This is a genomic window from Mesorhizobium sp. M2C.T.Ca.TU.002.02.1.1 (assembly GCF_003997225.1).
The window spans coordinates 1-16,131 of sequence record NZ_RZTO01000036.1 but is presented as its reverse complement, the minus strand read 5'-3'; the positions used below and the strand labels follow the sequence as shown (position 1 = coordinate 16,131).

The following is a 16,131-nucleotide window of genomic DNA, read 5'->3' as shown; positions in this document are numbered from 1 at the left end:
GATCGAGGTCCCTTCGCTCCCGACCAGGCCGTTCTCATCGACCTGGCCAACCGGCGCTTCTACTTCTTCTTCATCGAGATCTGGCCGCAGGAGTTCTACTACGTCGCCGGCCTCCTCATGATGGCGGGCGTCGGTCTTTTCCTGATCACATCGACGGTCGGGCGAGCCTGGTGCGGATACACCTGTCCGCAGACTGTCTGGGTCGACCTGTTCCTTGTCGTGGAAAGGGCGATCGAAGGCGATCGCAATGCCCGCATGAAACTGGACGCCGCTCCCTGGAGCGCGCGCAAACTCTTGCTGCGCATAACCAAGCACGCCGTCTGGCTCGTCATCGCGGTAGCCACCGGCGGCGCCTGGATTTTCTACTTCGCCGATGCGCCCAAGCTGCTCGGCGAAGTCGTCACCGGTACGGCGGCGCCGGTCGCCTATGTCACGATCGCCGTCCTGACCGGCACGACCTATGTCTTCGGCGGACTGATGCGCGAACAGGTCTGCACCTACATGTGCCCCTGGCCGCGAATTCAGGCCGCCATGCTCGACGAAAACTCACTGACCGTCACATACAACGACTGGCGCGGCGAACCGCGTTCGCGCCATGCCAAGAAGGCTCTCGCCGCCGGTCTGCCGGCCGGCGATTGCGTCGATTGCAACGCCTGCGTTGCCGTCTGCCCGATGGGGATCGACATCCGCGACGGGCAGCAGCTCGAATGCATCACCTGTGCGCTCTGCATCGATGCCTGCGATGGTGTCATGGACAAGCTCGGTCGCGAACGCGGACTGATCTCCTACGCGACCCTGGCGGATTACAATGCCAACATGGCGGTGGCGACCGTGGGCGGCACAAATCCAGTCAATCCATCGCTGGTAAGAACAGCGAGTGGCGCTTTCGTCGACAGCCTGGCACATTTCCATCTGGGCAAGATCTTCCGGCTGCGCACCTACATCTATCTCGGCGCATGGTCGGCGATCGGCCTGGTGCTCGTCTATTCGCTGCTGACGCGCGAGCGGCTGGAGCTCAATGTCCTGCATGATCGCAATCCTCAGTTCGTGACGCTCTCGGACGGCTCGATCCGCAACGGCTATACGGTCAAGCTGCTCAACATGATACCCGAGCCGAGGACGATCGAGCTGACGCTGGAAGGCCTCGACGGCGGCGAGATGAGCATCGTCGGCATCGAGCAGCCCCCGAGCCGCTCATTCTCCATTGCGGTCGAGCCGGACCGGCTGAAGACGCTCAAGATCTTCATCAGGCAACCGGCCGACCAGATCAGGAAGCCGGCGCAAAGGTTCGAATTCCGCATCGACGACAAGGCAAGTTCCGAGACCGCCGAATATACCGCCACTTTCAATGCCCCGGAGCACAGCAGATGAACGCCGAAATGCGGAAGCCGCGCGAGTTCACCGGCAAGCATATGTTGATCTTCGTTCTCGCGTTCTTCGGCGTGGTGATCGGGGTCAACGTCACCATGGCCACGCTCGCCCGGAAGAGCTGGACCGGCCTCGTCGTCGAGAACACGTATGTTGCCAGCCAGCAGTTCAACGAAGAAGCGAGGAAAGGGAGGGCGCAGGCGGCGCTAGGCTGGACAGGCAAGCTGACCGTCGCCTCCGGCGAGGTCAGTTACAGCCTTGTCGACAGCCAGGGCAAACCGGTGCCGCTGCACGGGGTCAGGATGCTGTTCCGCCACCCGGCCTACGAGGCCGAGGACGAAGCTCTGACACTTGCGGCGGTGCCCGGCGACACTTCGGGGGACATGGGCACGTTTGCCGTTCGGCACACGCCCAAGAATGGCGTCTGGATCGTCGAGATCGATGCGGACGCCGGGCTGACGTCGCCGTTCCGTGACGTTCGCCGCATCATGATCTCGAATGGGGCCCTGCAATGAGTTGCTGCGCGCCAGGGGCCGAGATGGCATTGGAGGTTGCCGACGCGGCGTCCGCCGTGCCGTCCAGCGACGAAATAAAGCTGGCCAGCCGCACATTGGACGGGGGCTGTCGCCAGACGGACCTGTCGGTTCCGTCCGTTCATTGCGCAGGCTGCATCCAGGCGATCGAGGCAGCGCTGGCCAAGCTCGAAAACACCGATTCCGCCCGCGTCAATCTCTCGACCAAGCGAGTATCCGTTCGCTGGCGCGGAGAACAGGTCCCGCCGTTTTTCGCAGCGCTTTCGAGGCTGGGCTATCAGGCGCATCTGTTCGAGCCGGAAATCCAGGAAAAGGACAGGACACTCTCGGAGCTGATCCGCGCTGTCGCGGTGGCCGGCTTCGCGGCAGGCAACATCATGCTGCTCTCGGTATCGGTCTGGTCCGGCGCCGAAGGCGCGACACGCGACCTGTTCCACTGGTTGTCCGCGCTGATCGCCATTCCGGCTCTCGCCTTCGCCGGCGGCATCTACTTCCGCTCAGCCGCGAACGCGCTGCGCCATGGCCGCATGAACATGGACGTGCCGATCGCGGTGGGGGTTTCGCTGGCTTACGCGATGAGCCTCTACGAGACCATCACTCATGGCGAACACGCCTATTTCGACGCCTCGGTATCGTTGCTCTTCTTCCTGCTGATCGGCCGCACGTTGGACCATGTGATGCGCGAACGCGCGCGAACCGCCGTCAACGGCCTTTCGAGGCTCGCGGCGCGGGGCTCGATGGTTCAGCGGGACGACGGCACGCGCGAATACGTGCCGGTCGCCGAACTGATGCCGGGGATGCGCCTGCTTATTGCGGCCGGAGAACGCATACCGGTCGACGGCGATATCGTCAGCGGGAATTCCGACCTCGACTGCTCGATCGTCTCCGGGGAGAGCGCGCCAAAGGCCGTCGGGGCCGGCGCCCATGTCCAGGCTGGCACGCTCAACCTGACGGGTCCGCTGACGATGCAGGCAACCGCTGCGGCGAAGGACTCCTTCCTGGCGGAGATGGTCCGACTGATGGAGGCTGCGGAAGGTGGCCGCTCGCGCTACCGGCGCATCGCCGATCGCGTATCGGCGCTATACGCGCCCGTCGTCCATCTGGCGGCCTTTGTGACATTCCTCGGCTGGATGGTCGCGTCCGGCGATTGGCACCGGGCCCTCACCATCGCTATCGCCGTGCTGATCATCACCTGCCCCTGCGCGCTCGGCCTCGCGGTGCCGATCGTCCAGGTCGTCGCGGCCCGACGCCTGTTCGAGGCCGGCGTCATGGTCAAGGACGGTTCGGCCATGGAGCGTCTCGCGACGATCGACACGACTGTGTTCGACAAGACCGGCACGTTGACGCTCGGACGCCCAAAACTGATGAATGCGTCCTCCATCGATCCGACCATGCTTGCGATCGCGGCAGACATGGCCGCCCATTCCCACCACCCGTTCTCGAGGGCCATCGCCATCTATGCGGGGCACTCTGGCCAACCCGGTGTCGAATCCGTCGCCGAGCATCCGGGCTTCGGCGTCGAGGCCATAGCGGAGGGGAATACGTGGCGGCTCGGACGACGCGGATGGGCGGGCTGGAAGGCCCGCACCGGCGGCGAAGGCAAACCCGGCGGCTATGGCGGCACCGTGCTTTCCAGGAATGGGAACATCGTAGCCTGCTTCACGTTCGAGGACGCGCTTCGACAGGACGCTAGGGCAACGATCCAGCGGTTGAAGGATGCCGGGGTTTCGGTCGACATGTTGTCCGGAGACACTGCCAGGGCCTGCGACGAGGTTGCCAAATCATTGAGGATCGAAAGTTTCGTGCCGGCTCTGCTACCCTCCGGAAAGGTCGAGTGGATTGAAGCGCTGACCCGCGCCGGCCATAAGGTGCTGATGGTGGGCGACGGCCTCAACGACACACCGGCGCTGCGAGCGGCGCAGGTTTCGATGGCTCCCGCAACCGCGGCCGACATCGGCCGGCAGGCCGCGGATTTCGTATTCCTGCGCGAGAGCCTGTTGGCGGTGCCGCTCGCCCTGGATGTCTCGCGCAAGGCCGGCCGGCTCATTCGCCAGAACATCGCCATCGCGATCGTGTACAACACCTTCGCCGTTCCGATCGCCGTTTTGGGCCATGTGACGCCGCTCATCGCGGCGATCGCAATGAGCGCCTCCTCGTTGGTCGTGATCGCAAATGCGATGCGGCTTCACGCAACGTCGAAGACAGCGCCGGAGGCCGCGCCGGCCCGACGCCGCACCGATGTCATCAACGCGGTCCGTCCATGACCACGCTCGTCTATCTCATTCCGGTGGCCCTGTTCCTGGGAGCACTCGGTTTGTCCGGCTTCCTGTGGGCTTTGCGCAGCGGCCAATACGAGGACCTCGATGGAGCCGCGGAGCGGATATTGATCGAACCTGATCAGCGAGACGGCGAAGGCCGGCAATCGAACTGACGTAGATCAAGGCGGCGTCGTTCTCGATGTCCGAAAAGCGGTTGACGAAAAGCCGGAGATTTCGATGCAAGCTCGGGACATCATGACGACACCGGTGGTCACGATCACCGCCTCTGCCTCGGTCGCCGAAGCGGCGGATCTGATGTTGACCAGGAACATCCGCTGCCTGCCGGTCGTGGGAGACGATGGATCGCCGGCTGGCGTCATCAGCGAAGGCGATTTCCTGCGCCGAGGCGAACTTGGCACCAGACGGGGGCGGCCTCGCTGGCTGGAGTTTCTTGTCGGTCCCGGCAAGCTCGCTGACGAGTATGTCCGCTCGAACGGCCGCCGGGTGGGCGAGGTTATGACCACCAGCGTCGTTTCGGCAGCGCCCGGCACCTCGCTCGCCGAGATCGTCGAACTCATGGCGACCCACGACATCAAGAACGTACCCATCCTTGACGCGGGTAAGATCGTCGGCATCGTCAGTCGCTCCGATCTGATGCGCATCCTGCTTCGCGCTCTGCCCAAGTCAGGCTCTGCGACTGTCGATGACGAGGTCATCCGCAGGAACATTCTTGCCGAGTTGCGGGGGCAATCCTGGAGCGTCGGCGGCGACCTTATCGGCGTCACCGTCAAGAAGGGAGAGGTAGAATTGAATGGCGCCATTTTCGACGAGCGCCAGAGAAAGGCCGCAGTCGTCGCCGCGGAGAACATCGCCGGGGTCAAGAAAGTCACGGACAAGCTCTTCTACGCGGGACCGTTGTCGGTCGTGCTCGTCTCCTGACAAGCGTGCGTCGGCGTGTAGCGCTCGATGTCGGCCCGACCCTGGGCCGCAATGCGCTCGGGGCTTCCTGTCCAGCGTTAGACCGCAGCCGCGATCAACAACGGTCGAAGCAGCAGCAGCGCAAATCCAACAAGCGCCGCGCCCGCGACCTTGTCGGCTATCCGGCCGCCTCCGCCCAGCCACTTGCCCGGCAAAACCCATAGCGATCCTGTTATGGCGGTGATCCCGACAAGCATCAGCCAGAAGATGCCAAGTTCGTCCGGACCGGCATCCATCGGCACCATCGCCAGGCAATAGATGAAAGCCTTTGGATTGAGCGCGGTCGTTGCCAGCACGGAAACGCCGTCGCGGCGGCCCGGTGCACCGCCGGAATTGCCGGCCATCAGGCGCAGCCCCAGGACTGAAAGCCATCCAACCGCGACGAATTTCAGAATCTGGATGGCGTCAGCCGGCATCAAAGGGCGCGACAAAAGCCAGAAAGCCGCCGCGATCCCATAGCCGCACGCCTGTGCCGCCAGGAGCCTGGTCGTCTGCTCACGTTTGACCGCGCCCGCCATCAGGAGAGCGTTGGTTGGCCCTGGAGCGACAAAGAGCAGAAATGCTTCCAGAAGGAATAGATCGTTTGACATCAGTCAGCCGCCATGTGGCCTTCCGGGCTTGCTTGCTGCCCGCTCGCCAAGCAGCTCGTTGCGTCCAGCATCAAGGTTCAATCAGCGGACGGACTGCAATCGAGCGATCAAGTCGCTATTGCGGCAATAGGCCGGCGGATGATCGGCATGCGCGGTTTCGTCGAGCCAGGCGGCGCATTCGTCCTGGTGGCCGCAAGACCGGCACCGGTCAACGGCACGACTGGCGACGGCTGCGTGATCCGCCACAACTTTCAGCCGCCTGTCGACACCCATCTTCCGCATCATGCGTTCCATCAAGGCGGTTTTGGCGTCAGCCCCGATCAGATATTCGAGAAAGCTCATGTCGGCACACTCCTCAGACCGCAAATCATTGCCATCTCAGGCGGCGTGCGACGTTGATTTCGATCAACGAAAGAGCTGTCTGCCTGAGAGGACGTGACCTGAAGTGCAGATCATGCTCGGTGAAGCGGCCTAACCGACCGTGCCGAATATCGCGCCGATACCTGCGGTCAGGGCCATTGCCAGCGCTCCCCAAAAGGTGACGCGAATGGTGGCCTTCCATACATTGGCGCCGCCTGCCCTTGCGCCGATTGCACCCAGCACCGCCAGGAACAACAGCGACGCGACCGAAACGACGGCAACAAGTCGGGACGGCGGTGAAAGCAGCACCATCGCCAGCGGCATGATCGCGCCGATTGAAAACGCCGCCGCGGAAGCGAGCGCTGCCAATATCGGTCGTGCAGCGGTTATCTCGGAAATGCCAAGTTCGTCGCGGGCATGTGCGCCCAGAGCGTCCTTCGCCATCAACTGGTCAGCCACCTGCAACGCCAATTGCGGCTCCACACCCCGATCGATGTAGATCTGGGCAAGCTCGTGCCTCTCGAATTCGGGTTGGCTCGCCAGCTCTTTCCGCTCACGCGCGAGATCCGCATGCTCGGTATCGGCCTGTGAGCTCACGGATACATATTCGCCGGCGGCCATCGACATGGCGCCCGCCACCAGACCCGCGACGCCGGCTACCAGCACGCTGGCCGTGGTGGCATTGGCGCTCGCAACGCCAATGATCAGGCTGGCGGTCGAGACGATGCCGTCGTTCGCGCCGAGCACCGCGGCCCGCAACCAGCCGACGCGTGAAACCAGGTGATTTTCGGTGTGAAGACGACTCATCTAAGCAAAGGGACAGTTGTCGGTTCAGCTACGGTTTAAGTCCACATCGGCAAGCCAGGAAGGCAGCCCGACCGTTCATTGCCCCGCGATCCGAACAAATGCCTTGATCAAAGTCAATCGGCGACCCCGGTTCGGCGACCCGGTATTTTTCGCTAGCCAGAGCGCTGACAGCCAGTTGTCAGCTAGCTCATGAGATATTGCTCCTAACCTGCACGAAACGGCTCGGCCGGAGCGTGCTCGAAATCGGAACGATGCTCATGAAACAGATCGCCTTGTCCCTCTTCGTGATCGCCTCGTCCGGGGCCTATGTCTGGGATCAGGCGGGCAAGCTTCCCGACAACGATCTGATCGACACACAGGGGACCGCGGCCGCGGCGGAGCAGGCCACGTTGGCGCCGATCGCTCCGTCCTCTCCTGCCGGCCCGGTCCCGGCAGCGGCGGCAACCCTGCCGGCAGCTTCCCCGGTAAATGTGCCACGGGAGCCGGCGCCACGCACAACGGTCGAAGCCAGGAAGGATGCTTCCACGACGATTGCGGCCGCGGCACCGCGGCCTACCTTTGCCGACAGGCCGCCGGAGGTCACACTGGCACCGTCCCCGCCGCCGAAGCCAAAGGTGGAGCCCCTAAATACAAATGCCGCCCTGCCGCAGACGCCGTCTTTCGCGGTGACGCCTGCCGTCTACATTCCCATCCCGCAGCCGCGGCCGGACTATCCCCAACCGCGCATCCTCCATACCGGCATGAAGCTCGCGGCGCACGGTTATGCCGACGGGGTCTACACCGGCCCAGCCGCCGATGCGTATTACGGCATCATCCAGATCCAGGCGCTTGTCCAGGGTGGCCGGGTCACTGCACTCAAGGTGCTGAGATACCCCAATGACCGCCGTACCTCGGTCAACATCAACCGGCAGGCGTTGCCCATGCTGCGCGACGAAGCGATCAGCGCGCAAAGCGCCGATGTGGATATCATCTCGGGCGCGACGCTGACCAGCAAAGCCTTCATCCAATCGCTCGGCGGCGCCCTGAGGAAGGCTTCTTCCTGACTCGATGCGCGAAACCCGAATTCTGATGGGAATGCCGATCACGGTCGATGTCGGTGGTGCCGCCGGCTCGCTGATCGACTCCGTCTTCGGCTATTTCGAGCAAATCGATCGGCGCTTCAGCACCTACAGGACCGACAGCGAGATTTCCGCCATCAACCGGGGCGACGTTCCGGTCAAGGATTGGAGCGGCGAGATGATGGAAGTGCTGGCGCTGGCCGAGCGGACAAGAAGCGAGACAGGTGGATTTTTCGACATCCACAAGGCCGATGGCTCGCTTGACCCGTCCGGTATCGTCAAGGGCTGGGCCATTCGCAATGCAGCCGAAATTGTCCGTCAGGCGGGTGTTCGGGACTTCTTCATCGAAGCGGGCGGCGACATCCAGTCCTTGGGCAAGAACGCTTCCGGGCAAGACTGGAGCGTCGGCATCCGCAACCCCTTCAAGACGGATGAGATCATCAAGGTCGTCTATCCGCGCGGGCGCGGCGTCGCCACGTCGGGCACCTATGCGCGCGGCCAGCATATCTACAATCCCCATGAGCCTTCCGACGCTATCACCGACATCGTCAGCCTGACGGTCGTCGGATCCGACGTGCTCGAAGCCGATCGCTTCGCCACGGCAGCCTTCGCCATGGGCCGGGATGGTATTCTCTTCATCGAGCAGACTCCGGGGCTGGAGGGATATGTCGTCGACATCAACGGCCGTGCCACGCCGACAGGCGGATTCGGAGACCTTTGCGAACCATGATCAAGGCAGTCGACCGGTTCCTCGATCACCTGACCATGTACCGGCTGGTGCTCTACTACCTGATGGCATTGCTGGGTGCGGCCTTTGCCTTCGGCTTCCTTCGGCTCGTTCCGCATGATCCGCTCGCGCTCACTTTCACCACTGCCCTGACAGTCGGCGCCTGCTGGCTCACCAACAAGGCTTTCGCTCTGGTCTTCGAGGTCCCGGCAAACAACGAATCCGTCTATATCACAGCGCTCATTCTGGCCCTCATCGTCGACCCGGTCGCCGTCACGGACCTGACGGGCATCGCGGCAATTGCTTTCGCCTCTGTTTGGGCGATCTCATCGAAATACATTCTGGCCGTTGGTCGAAAACACCTTTTCAATCCAGCGGCCGTCGGCGTGGCGTTGTCGGCACTGTTGCTGAACCAGCCCGCCACCTGGTGGGTCGGTGGCAATCCATGGCTGCTTCCCCTTGTCCTCATCGGCGGGATTCTGGTCGTCCGCAAGCTTCGCCGCCTGGACCTTGTCGCGACATTTCTGGTCGTGGCCCTGGCAACCGTCCTGGCAACAACCGAGCCAGCGCAATATGCCGCTGCCTTCAAAGAAACGTTGAGCTCGTCGCCGCTGTTGTTCTTCGCCTTCGCCATGCTGACCGAGCCATTGACGGCGCCCGCACAGCGCTGGCCGCGGATCGCCTTTGCGGCCATCGTCGGCTTCCTATTCGCACCCAACATCCATGTCGGTTCGCTCTATTTCACCCCCGAACTTGCGCTCCTGGTCGGCAATCTATTCGGCTTCTCGGTAAGCCCGAAAGGGCGCTTCATCCTAACGTTGGAACGCATCGAGCAAACCGCAGCCGACAGCTATGATTTCATCTTCAGGTCACAGCGAAAGCTTGGCTTCCAGGCGGGCCAGTACCTTGAGTGGACGCTGGGCCTCGACCGTTCCGACAATCGCGGAAACCGGCGTTATTTCACCGTCGCCTCATCGCCTACCGAGCAAGCAGTGCGGCTTGGCGTCAAGTTCTATCCGCAATCGAGCGCTTTCAAGCGGGCGCTGGGCACCATGAAGCCGGGCGCCACGATCCACGCTTCACAACTGGCCGGCGATTTCACGCTGCCGTCCGATCCGAAAACCAAGATCGCTTTCCTGGCGGGCGGCATCGGCATCACGCCGTTCCGCTCGATGCTGCAGTATCTCGTCGACCGCAAGGAAGCGCGGCCCATCGTCGTCCTCTACGGAACAGAGGGACAAGACGACATCGCCTATCGCGACGTGCTTGGCTCAGCGAGACGCGAGCTGGGCATAAGGACGTTCCATGCCGTCGCCAAAGGTGCCGAGCGCGGCCAGTACCCTGGTTATATCGACGCGCGCCTCGTGCGCCTCACCATGCCCGACTATCTCGAACGCACATTCTACATTTCCGGCCCGCAGGCGATGGTCAAGGCGTTACGCCAGAAGCTTTTGGCCATGGGCGTCAGCCGTTCGAAGATAAAGGTCGACTATTTCCCCGGTTTTGCCTGAGGCTCAGCCATGCCGAGGGAGGTAAATCGTCACGACCAGACCCGGACCGGCGTTCGCCATTGCAAGGCGGCCGCCATAGGCTTCGACGATATCCGAGACGATCGCCAGGCCGAGACCGCTGCCACCGCCCGTGCTGTCGAGCTGGACACCCCGCAACAAGGCGGCATTCCGGGCGGCCTCTGGAATGCCCGGCCCATCGTCGATGACTTTGATGATCACCTCGCCGGCGTTTGCGGATGCCCTTACATGGACCTGGGATTTCGCGAAGCGCGTCGCGTTTTCCACCAGATTGCCGAGAATCTCGGATAGATCGCCTTCTTCGACCGGCGCGATGAAATCCTCCGCGACGTCGATCGCGAACGACAGCTGTTTGCCCTTTGGCGTGCGTTTGACGACGGCAACGACGCCCGTCGCCACCTCCCGGACAAGGCAAGCGGCATCGCCGGAAACGCCAGGCGCCAGACGAGCGCGCGCCAACTCCCGCTCGACATGGCGACGAATTGCGCCGGCGCTTTTCTCGATCTCGTCCGCAAGTTCGGTCTCGCCTTTCTTGCGCAGGGTGCGGATATCGGCCGACAGGACCTGCAGAGGCGTCTTGAGGCCGTGCGCCAGATCGGTGGCGCGCGAGCGTGCGCGAGACAGGGCCTTCTCCTGAGCGGCGAGCAACCGGTTGATTTCGTCTGCGAGTGGTTGCACTTCGCTCGGCGCGGCCACATCGAGACGGGCCTTCCGCTGCGCAATCACGTCCCTGACCGCTACTCGCAGGCCTCCCAATGGCGCCAGACCGACGGTGATCTGGATGAAGAATGCCCCCATCAGGGCGACGGCGAGGACCATAAGCGCCGGTACGAGGTCACGGACATATTCGCCTACCGAGACTTCGACGTTACGATGATCTTCGGCCACGACGGCGCGAAACGCCCGTCCGTCGGCATCGGTGATGGTGCGCATGACCGCAACGGTAAGCTCGCCACCCGGCCCCGTGAGTTCTGCCTTGCGCAGCTCACCACCGGCTTCCTGGCCAGGTAAGGCCAGCGTGGCGTCCCAAAGCGAACGCGATCGCACCAAGTTGTGCGTGGCCAGGTCCTCCACTTGCCAGTAATGCCCGGACAGCGGAATGGCGAAGCGTTGGTCGGATAGCGTCGAAGCGACCGACAGGCGGCCATCGCCCGCGAAACCCGTCGCGCCGATCAGCTCGTTGAGATCGACGGTCAGCTCGCTGACAACCCGCCGCTCGACGTTGAGCTCGAACAGATAACGCAGGCCGACGCCGGCTATGCCAAGCGCGATCACAATCGATATGGCTGCGGCCGACCATAGCCTTAGGCGGATCGAATTGCGCATCAGCCGGGCCAGCCGGGCCCGTCCGGCACGAAATATCCGAAGCCGCGTCGGGTTTCGATGACATCGCTGCCAAGTTTTCGCCGCAGACGCGCAACGATGACTTCGATCGTGTTCGGGTCGCGTTCGTTGTCGGAACTGTAAAGATGCTCCGCGAGCTCGGTCGGCGCGACCACACGACCGGCATGATGCATCAGGAACGCGAGAAGCCGATACTCGAGCGGCGAAAGTGCCACGGGAATGCCGCGAAGCGAGATGCGCATCTGGCGCGTGTCGAGCAACAAGGGGCCCGACGTCAGGACTGGCGCCGCCTGCCCGCTTGAGCGGCGCAGGATGGCGCGCAATCGTGCGAGCAGTTCCTCCATTTCAAAAGGCTTGGGAAGGTAATCGTCGGCACCGGCGTTGATGCCTTCCACCCGCTCGGTCCACAGTCCGCGCGCCGTCAGGATCAGCACCGGAAAGCGCCGGCCATTGGCGCGCCAGCGCTTCAGCACCGTGAGGCCGTCGAGCTTCGGCAATCCCAGGTCGAGGATCGCCGCATCGTAGTTCTCGACGTCGCCCGCAAACCAGGCGGCTTCACCATCGCTCACGATATCGACGGCCATGCCCGAGGCCTTCAAAACCGCCGCGATGTCGGCCGCAATGCGCGGTTCGTCTTCTGCCACGAGGATCTTCATTTGTGGTCGCCTTCATTGCTCAAAACGCCGCCGGCGCCGGCATCGATATCAACGACCCTGCGCCGGCCATCGGCTGCAACCACCTGGAATCGATAGATCCACTTGCCTCCAGCGCGGATGAGGTCGATCGCAACGATCTCACCGGGAGCCCTGGCGCGGACAATGGCCATGATATCGGCAAGGCCCTCGATTTCGCCACGCTCATAGAGGTCGCGCGCCCGATCATGGTCATCGTCGTCGTCCTGCGCCCGGACGGCCAACGGCGTGGCCAGCACAAGTGCGGCCGTCCCCAGGGCGGCCAGGCGCATCAAAGCGGTTTTCATGGAGGAGAGCTGTCGCATGCCGAAGCTGTCAAACCGCTGTCAATCATCGTCAGCCGGCGGCAAGGAGCACGTCTCTATCAAGGGCCGCCGCGCCCGATGACGGGCGCGCAAAGAAGGATTTGAAACCATGCGCAATCTTCCTGTCCTGCTTGTCGCTCTTGGAGGTCTGGCCGCCTTTGTCCTGCCCGCAGCCGCAGAATCCGACCATGAATCGTGCGCGGCCGCATCCCCCACATCTTCCTCAACAATCGACCTCGAGGCCATCCCCATGATGAGCGCCGCCGCACCCAAGGCGGTGACGGGCATCGGCGACGAAGAATGTGACGGCCGCATGTCCGCATCAAGCGCGCGCAGCGAACGAGCCGACGAACCCGGCAATAGCGACGACTGATTGTCCATCCGACCGACTATTTGCTCAGTCTTTCTGGAGAATATCTGCAATGCCTGAAATTCAGCATATCCATCCCATTCTGGTGCATTTTCCTATCGTGCTGATGTACACGCTCGTGGTCATAGACCTCGCCGCGCTCGCGAACCGCAACGCCGTTACGACACGCAGTGGCGTGGGTACGATTTCCAGTTTTGCGGCGGCGGCCGCGGGAATATTCGCCGTCAGCACCTGGTTCTTTGGCGGCATCGCCCTCGACCATGCCGAGGCCGCGGGATTCAGCAGCCAGATAGCCGAGATTCATGAGGGCCTGGGCGGGATCAGCGCCCTGGCCTTTCTGGGCTGGGGTCTCTTCCGTCTCGCGCTGTGGGTGCGCAATCGCGAACTGAAAACGCTGGGGCCAGCCATACCCGCCATTGAAGTTGCCGGCGCGGCCCTGGTCACGGTAACAGCGTATTACGGTGGGCAGCTGGTCTACGACCTTGGCGTGAACGTCACCAGGGCCGCCGTCGGCGGTTGACGTCGTAGTCTTGGACCTTGGGCCGCTCACATCCATCCGCATCCTTCGGCTCAGCTAGGGATGCGGATCGACGCGACCGGGCGCGGATTTGACCCGGAACTCTTTCGTCCAGGCTTGCTTCGATTGCCGTGATAGAAAAGCCGGATCTTGGTGACCTCGGACACAACCACGTACAGGGCGCTGATCGCGAGCAGTCCGGTCAGCACTGGTCCTGCCAGAGGCACAAATCCAAACCAATTGGCGAACGGAGCGTAGGGAATAGCGATAGCGATAGCGCCGACACAAACGGCAAGCCCCGCAAGCAAGCGGCTGGGACGGCTGTTCCATGGCCTCATATGGGTACGCACGATGAAAAGGATGGCAAGTTGGGTCAGCACCGATTCGACGAACCAGGCTGTCTGGAACGTGGCTGCTTCGGCGTGTACCACCAGCAGAAGGAACGCGAAGGTCGCGAAGTCGAACGCGGAGCTCACCAGTCCGAAACTGACCATGAAACGTCTTATGAAGTGGATGTCCCAGTGCCGTGGTCTGCGTAGTTGGTCGATGTCGACATTGTCGCCAGCGATCGCTAGCGACGGAATGTCGGAAAGAAAATTGTTCAGCAGGATCTGCTTGGCCAGCAGCGGCAGGAACGGCAGGTAGAGCGAGGCCGCGGCCATGCTGATCATGTTGCCGAAATTGGCGCTGGTCGTGATGGAGATATACTTCATCGTGTTGGCGAACGTTTTCCGGCCATCGTCGACGCCTCTCACCAGCACGCTCAGGTCGCGCTTGAGCAAGATGATGTCCGCCGCCTCGCGCGCCACATCGACAGCCGTATCGACCGAAATGCCGATGTCGGCTTCATGAAGCGCCGGCGCGTCGTTGATTCCATCGCCGAGATAGCCGACCACGTGGCCGCTCCGGCGCAACGCCTCGACAATGCGCTCTTTCTGGTTCGGATCGATCTCGACGAAAAGATCGGTATTGCGGACGCCGGCCAGAAGCCCGTTCTTCGTCAGCTTCGACAGGTCCTCGCCGGTCATGATCCTGCCGGCGCGGAGACCCACGGCCTCGGCCAGATGCGCTGCGACATAGCGGTTGTCGCCGGAAATGACCTTTACGCCGATACCACGGTCGGCAAGTGCCGACAGTGTCTCCCGTATCCCCTCCTTTGGCGGATCGAGAAACAGGAGGAACCCCGCGAACACCATTTCAGTCTCGTCGTCGCGGCTGAAGCCTGTCTTGCTCTGAAATCGCCGGATCGCCAGACCGAGGACGCGATACCCTTGCGCGCTCCAGTGCCTGAATCGCTCATCGATCGTCTCGCGTTCCGCCGCGCCGAGGGGTGCCGAACCATGCGAACCTTGCACGAAGCCACAAGCCTCAAGGACGTTCTGCACGGCTCCCTTGGTGATAAGGATCTGTTCGCGCTCGCCGTCCTGCACGGCGACCGACAAGCGCTTGCGAACAAAATCATAGGGGATCTCATCGATCTTGGTGAAGCCGGACAAATCCTCCTGTCCATGCGGTGCGCTCGCAATCGCCTCGTCGAGAGGATTCTTCAGGCCCGTCTGCAAAGTCGCATTGAGCCGGGCCCAAAGCAGCACGTCTTTCGACGAATTGCCCTCGACGTCGAACGATCCATCGAGGTGAATGACGCCCTCCGTCAGCGTTCCGGTCTTGTCGGTGCACAGCAGATCCATGCTGCCGAGATTCTCGATCGCATCCAGACGACGCACGATGACACCGCCGGCGGCCATCGTCCGAGCGCCCCGTGCCAAGGTTACGCTGATGATCGCCGGAAGCAGTTCGGGCGTCAGACCAACCGCCAGCGCCAGTGAAAACAACAGGGACTCGATGAAGGGCCGGTTGAGCATCACGTTGACGAAGAACACCAGGATGACGATCACAAGCATGATCTCGGTCATCAGATATCCGAACATCCTGATGCCGCGAGCAAACTCGGTCTCGGGTATCCGTCGCTCCAATGCTTCGGCGATCGATGCGAATTCGGTCTGCGTCCCCGTGGCGACGGCCAGCACCTTCGCCGTTCCGCTGCGAACGGACGTGCCGGTGAAGACGGCATTGGTTCGCTGGGTAATGCCGGCCTCGGGCGCGGAGCGGCCCGCGGACTTCACGACGGGAAAAGTTTCGCCGGTCAGAACGGATTCGCTGACGTTGAAATCCCGCGACTCCAGGATGACGCCGTCGACAGGGATGAGATTGCCAGCCGACAGGCAGACGACGTCGCCAGGAACAATCTCCCCGACATCGACGGTGCGTTCGAAGCTGTCCCGCAGCACGGTGGCCTTGCGGGAGATGCGCTGTTGCAGCACCTCCATCGCTCGAGACGCGCCATATTCCTGAGTGAAGCTGAGGGCGCAGCTGGCAAGCACGATCGCGCCGATGATTGCAGCTTCATGCCCCTCCCCGACGAACGCCGAAACGGCGGCGGCAAAGACCAGGATCAGGACCAGTGGGCTGCGAAACTGGCGCGCGAATACGCTCAGCGCCGATCCGCCGGATCGAGGCGCCAATTCGTTGCGACCGAATTTGGCCAGCCTGGCTGCTGCATCGACGCGCATCAGGCCGGAAGTGGAGGTCTCCAGCCGGCCGACCAGCTCATCCGTTTCGAGCGACCAGTAGGCAGGCCCGACACGGCCAGAAAAGCGCCTGATCGATTTCTCGTCACCCGCCATGCCCCCCGGCC

At 62.7% G+C, this 16,131-nt stretch carries 17 protein-coding genes; 10 read left to right on the top strand and 7 right to left on the bottom strand.

The window, feature by feature from the left end; translation table 11 throughout:
- The 5 genes from ccoG to EOD07_RS03580 all read left to right on the top strand — a co-directional run.
- Positions 1–1,371: cytochrome c oxidase accessory protein CcoG (ccoG, locus tag EOD07_RS03600; RefSeq protein ID WP_127233991.1), on the top strand; the 1,371-nt coding region annotated here is incomplete at its 5' end.
- Positions 1,368–1,883, top strand: coding sequence for a FixH family protein (locus EOD07_RS03595; RefSeq protein WP_127233990.1), 516 nt, complete (start codon positions 1,368–1,370; stop codon positions 1,881–1,883). The genes ccoG and EOD07_RS03595, both read left to right, overlap by 4 nt.
- A complete protein-coding gene (locus EOD07_RS03590; protein ID WP_127233989.1) occupies positions 1,880–4,165 on the top strand; it encodes a cation-translocating P-type ATPase in 2,286 nt (761 codons plus the stop codon). Before EOD07_RS03595 ends, EOD07_RS03590 begins: the two co-directional genes overlap by 4 nt.
- Positions 4,162–4,332, top strand: a complete 171-nt coding sequence (gene ccoS, locus EOD07_RS03585; protein WP_041005784.1) for a cbb3-type cytochrome oxidase assembly protein CcoS — start codon at positions 4,162–4,164, stop codon at positions 4,330–4,332. Before EOD07_RS03590 ends, ccoS begins: the two co-directional genes overlap by 4 nt.
- Positions 4,333–4,396: 64 nt before the next feature.
- The gene (locus tag EOD07_RS03580) at positions 4,397–5,098 is read left to right on the top strand and encodes a CBS domain-containing protein (protein WP_127233988.1); all 702 of its coding nucleotides are present in this window, start codon (positions 4,397–4,399) and stop codon (positions 5,096–5,098) included.
- Between the two features lie 77 nt (positions 5,099–5,175).
- Here the strand turns inward: EOD07_RS03580 and EOD07_RS03575 are convergent, their stop codons facing one another.
- The 3 genes from EOD07_RS03575 to EOD07_RS03565 form a co-directional block, all read right to left on the bottom strand.
- Entirely contained in the window at positions 5,176–5,727 is a 552-nt protein-coding gene (locus EOD07_RS03575) for a hypothetical protein (protein WP_127233987.1), read from the bottom strand.
- A gap of 81 nt (positions 5,728–5,808) precedes the next feature.
- On the bottom strand, positions 5,809–6,069 hold the full coding sequence (locus tag EOD07_RS03570) for a DUF6455 family protein (protein WP_127233986.1): 261 nt from the start codon (positions 6,067–6,069) through the stop codon (positions 5,809–5,811).
- Positions 6,070–6,198: 129 nt separating this feature from the next.
- Positions 6,199–6,894 carry a VIT family protein gene (locus tag EOD07_RS03565; protein ID WP_041006374.1) on the bottom strand — a complete coding sequence of 232 codons (696 nt, stop codon included), beginning with the start codon at positions 6,892–6,894 and terminating at the stop codon, positions 6,199–6,201.
- A gap of 257 nt (positions 6,895–7,151) precedes the next feature.
- On the opposite strand from EOD07_RS03565, the gene EOD07_RS03560 reads away from it, so the two are divergent.
- The 3 genes from EOD07_RS03560 to EOD07_RS03550 are packed head-to-tail and all read left to right on the top strand — an operon-like array spanning position 7,152 to position 10,190.
- Positions 7,152–7,937: an FMN-binding protein gene (locus EOD07_RS03560; protein WP_127233985.1), complete on the top strand. Its 786-nt coding sequence runs from the start codon at positions 7,152–7,154 to the stop codon at positions 7,935–7,937.
- A 25-nt stretch (positions 7,938–7,962) separates the two neighbouring features.
- Positions 7,963–8,682 (top strand): FAD:protein FMN transferase, encoded by a 720-nt coding sequence (locus tag EOD07_RS03555; RefSeq protein WP_245469817.1) that lies wholly within the window; start codon positions 7,963–7,965, stop codon positions 8,680–8,682.
- Positions 8,679–10,190 carry an RnfABCDGE type electron transport complex subunit D gene (locus EOD07_RS03550; RefSeq protein ID WP_127233983.1) on the top strand — a complete coding sequence of 504 codons (1,512 nt, stop codon included), beginning with the start codon at positions 8,679–8,681 and terminating at the stop codon, positions 10,188–10,190. Before EOD07_RS03555 ends, EOD07_RS03550 begins: the two co-directional genes overlap by 4 nt.
- Positions 10,191–10,193: 3 nt before the next feature.
- Here EOD07_RS03550 and EOD07_RS03545 read toward each other — a convergent pair whose 3' ends face one another.
- Genes EOD07_RS03545 through EOD07_RS39165 form a run of 3 tightly spaced genes read right to left on the bottom strand, consistent with a single transcriptional unit; the run spans position 10,194 to position 12,378 of the window.
- A complete protein-coding gene (locus EOD07_RS03545) occupies positions 10,194–11,534 on the bottom strand; it encodes a HAMP domain-containing sensor histidine kinase (RefSeq protein ID WP_127233982.1) in 1,341 nt (446 codons plus the stop codon).
- The gene (locus EOD07_RS03540) at positions 11,534–12,208 is read right to left on the bottom strand and encodes a response regulator transcription factor (RefSeq protein WP_127233981.1); all 675 of its coding nucleotides are present in this window, start codon (positions 12,206–12,208) and stop codon (positions 11,534–11,536) included. The genes EOD07_RS03545 and EOD07_RS03540 overlap by 1 nt, the downstream gene beginning before the upstream one ends.
- Positions 12,205–12,378 (bottom strand): PepSY domain-containing protein, encoded by a 174-nt coding sequence (locus EOD07_RS39165; protein WP_348627730.1) that lies wholly within the window; start codon positions 12,376–12,378, stop codon positions 12,205–12,207. Before EOD07_RS39165 ends, EOD07_RS03540 begins: the two co-directional genes overlap by 4 nt.
- A 280-nt stretch (positions 12,379–12,658) precedes the next feature.
- Here EOD07_RS39165 and EOD07_RS03530 point away from each other — a divergent pair, with 280 nt between their 5' ends.
- Both EOD07_RS03530 and EOD07_RS03525 read left to right on the top strand, forming a co-directional pair.
- Positions 12,659–12,922 carry a hypothetical protein gene (locus tag EOD07_RS03530; protein ID WP_127233980.1) on the top strand — a complete coding sequence of 88 codons (264 nt, stop codon included), beginning with the start codon at positions 12,659–12,661 and terminating at the stop codon, positions 12,920–12,922.
- Between the two features lie 49 nt (positions 12,923–12,971).
- Positions 12,972–13,439, top strand: coding sequence for a DUF2231 domain-containing protein (locus EOD07_RS03525; protein ID WP_127233979.1), 468 nt, complete (start codon positions 12,972–12,974; stop codon positions 13,437–13,439).
- Positions 13,440–13,489: 50 nt separating this feature from the next.
- Here the strand turns inward: EOD07_RS03525 and mgtA are convergent, their stop codons facing one another.
- Complete coding sequence (gene mgtA / locus EOD07_RS03520) at positions 13,490–16,120, bottom strand: magnesium-translocating P-type ATPase (RefSeq protein ID WP_164772053.1); 2,631 nt, start codon at positions 16,118–16,120, stop codon at positions 13,490–13,492.
- Between the last annotated feature and the right edge of the window lie 11 nt (positions 16,121–16,131).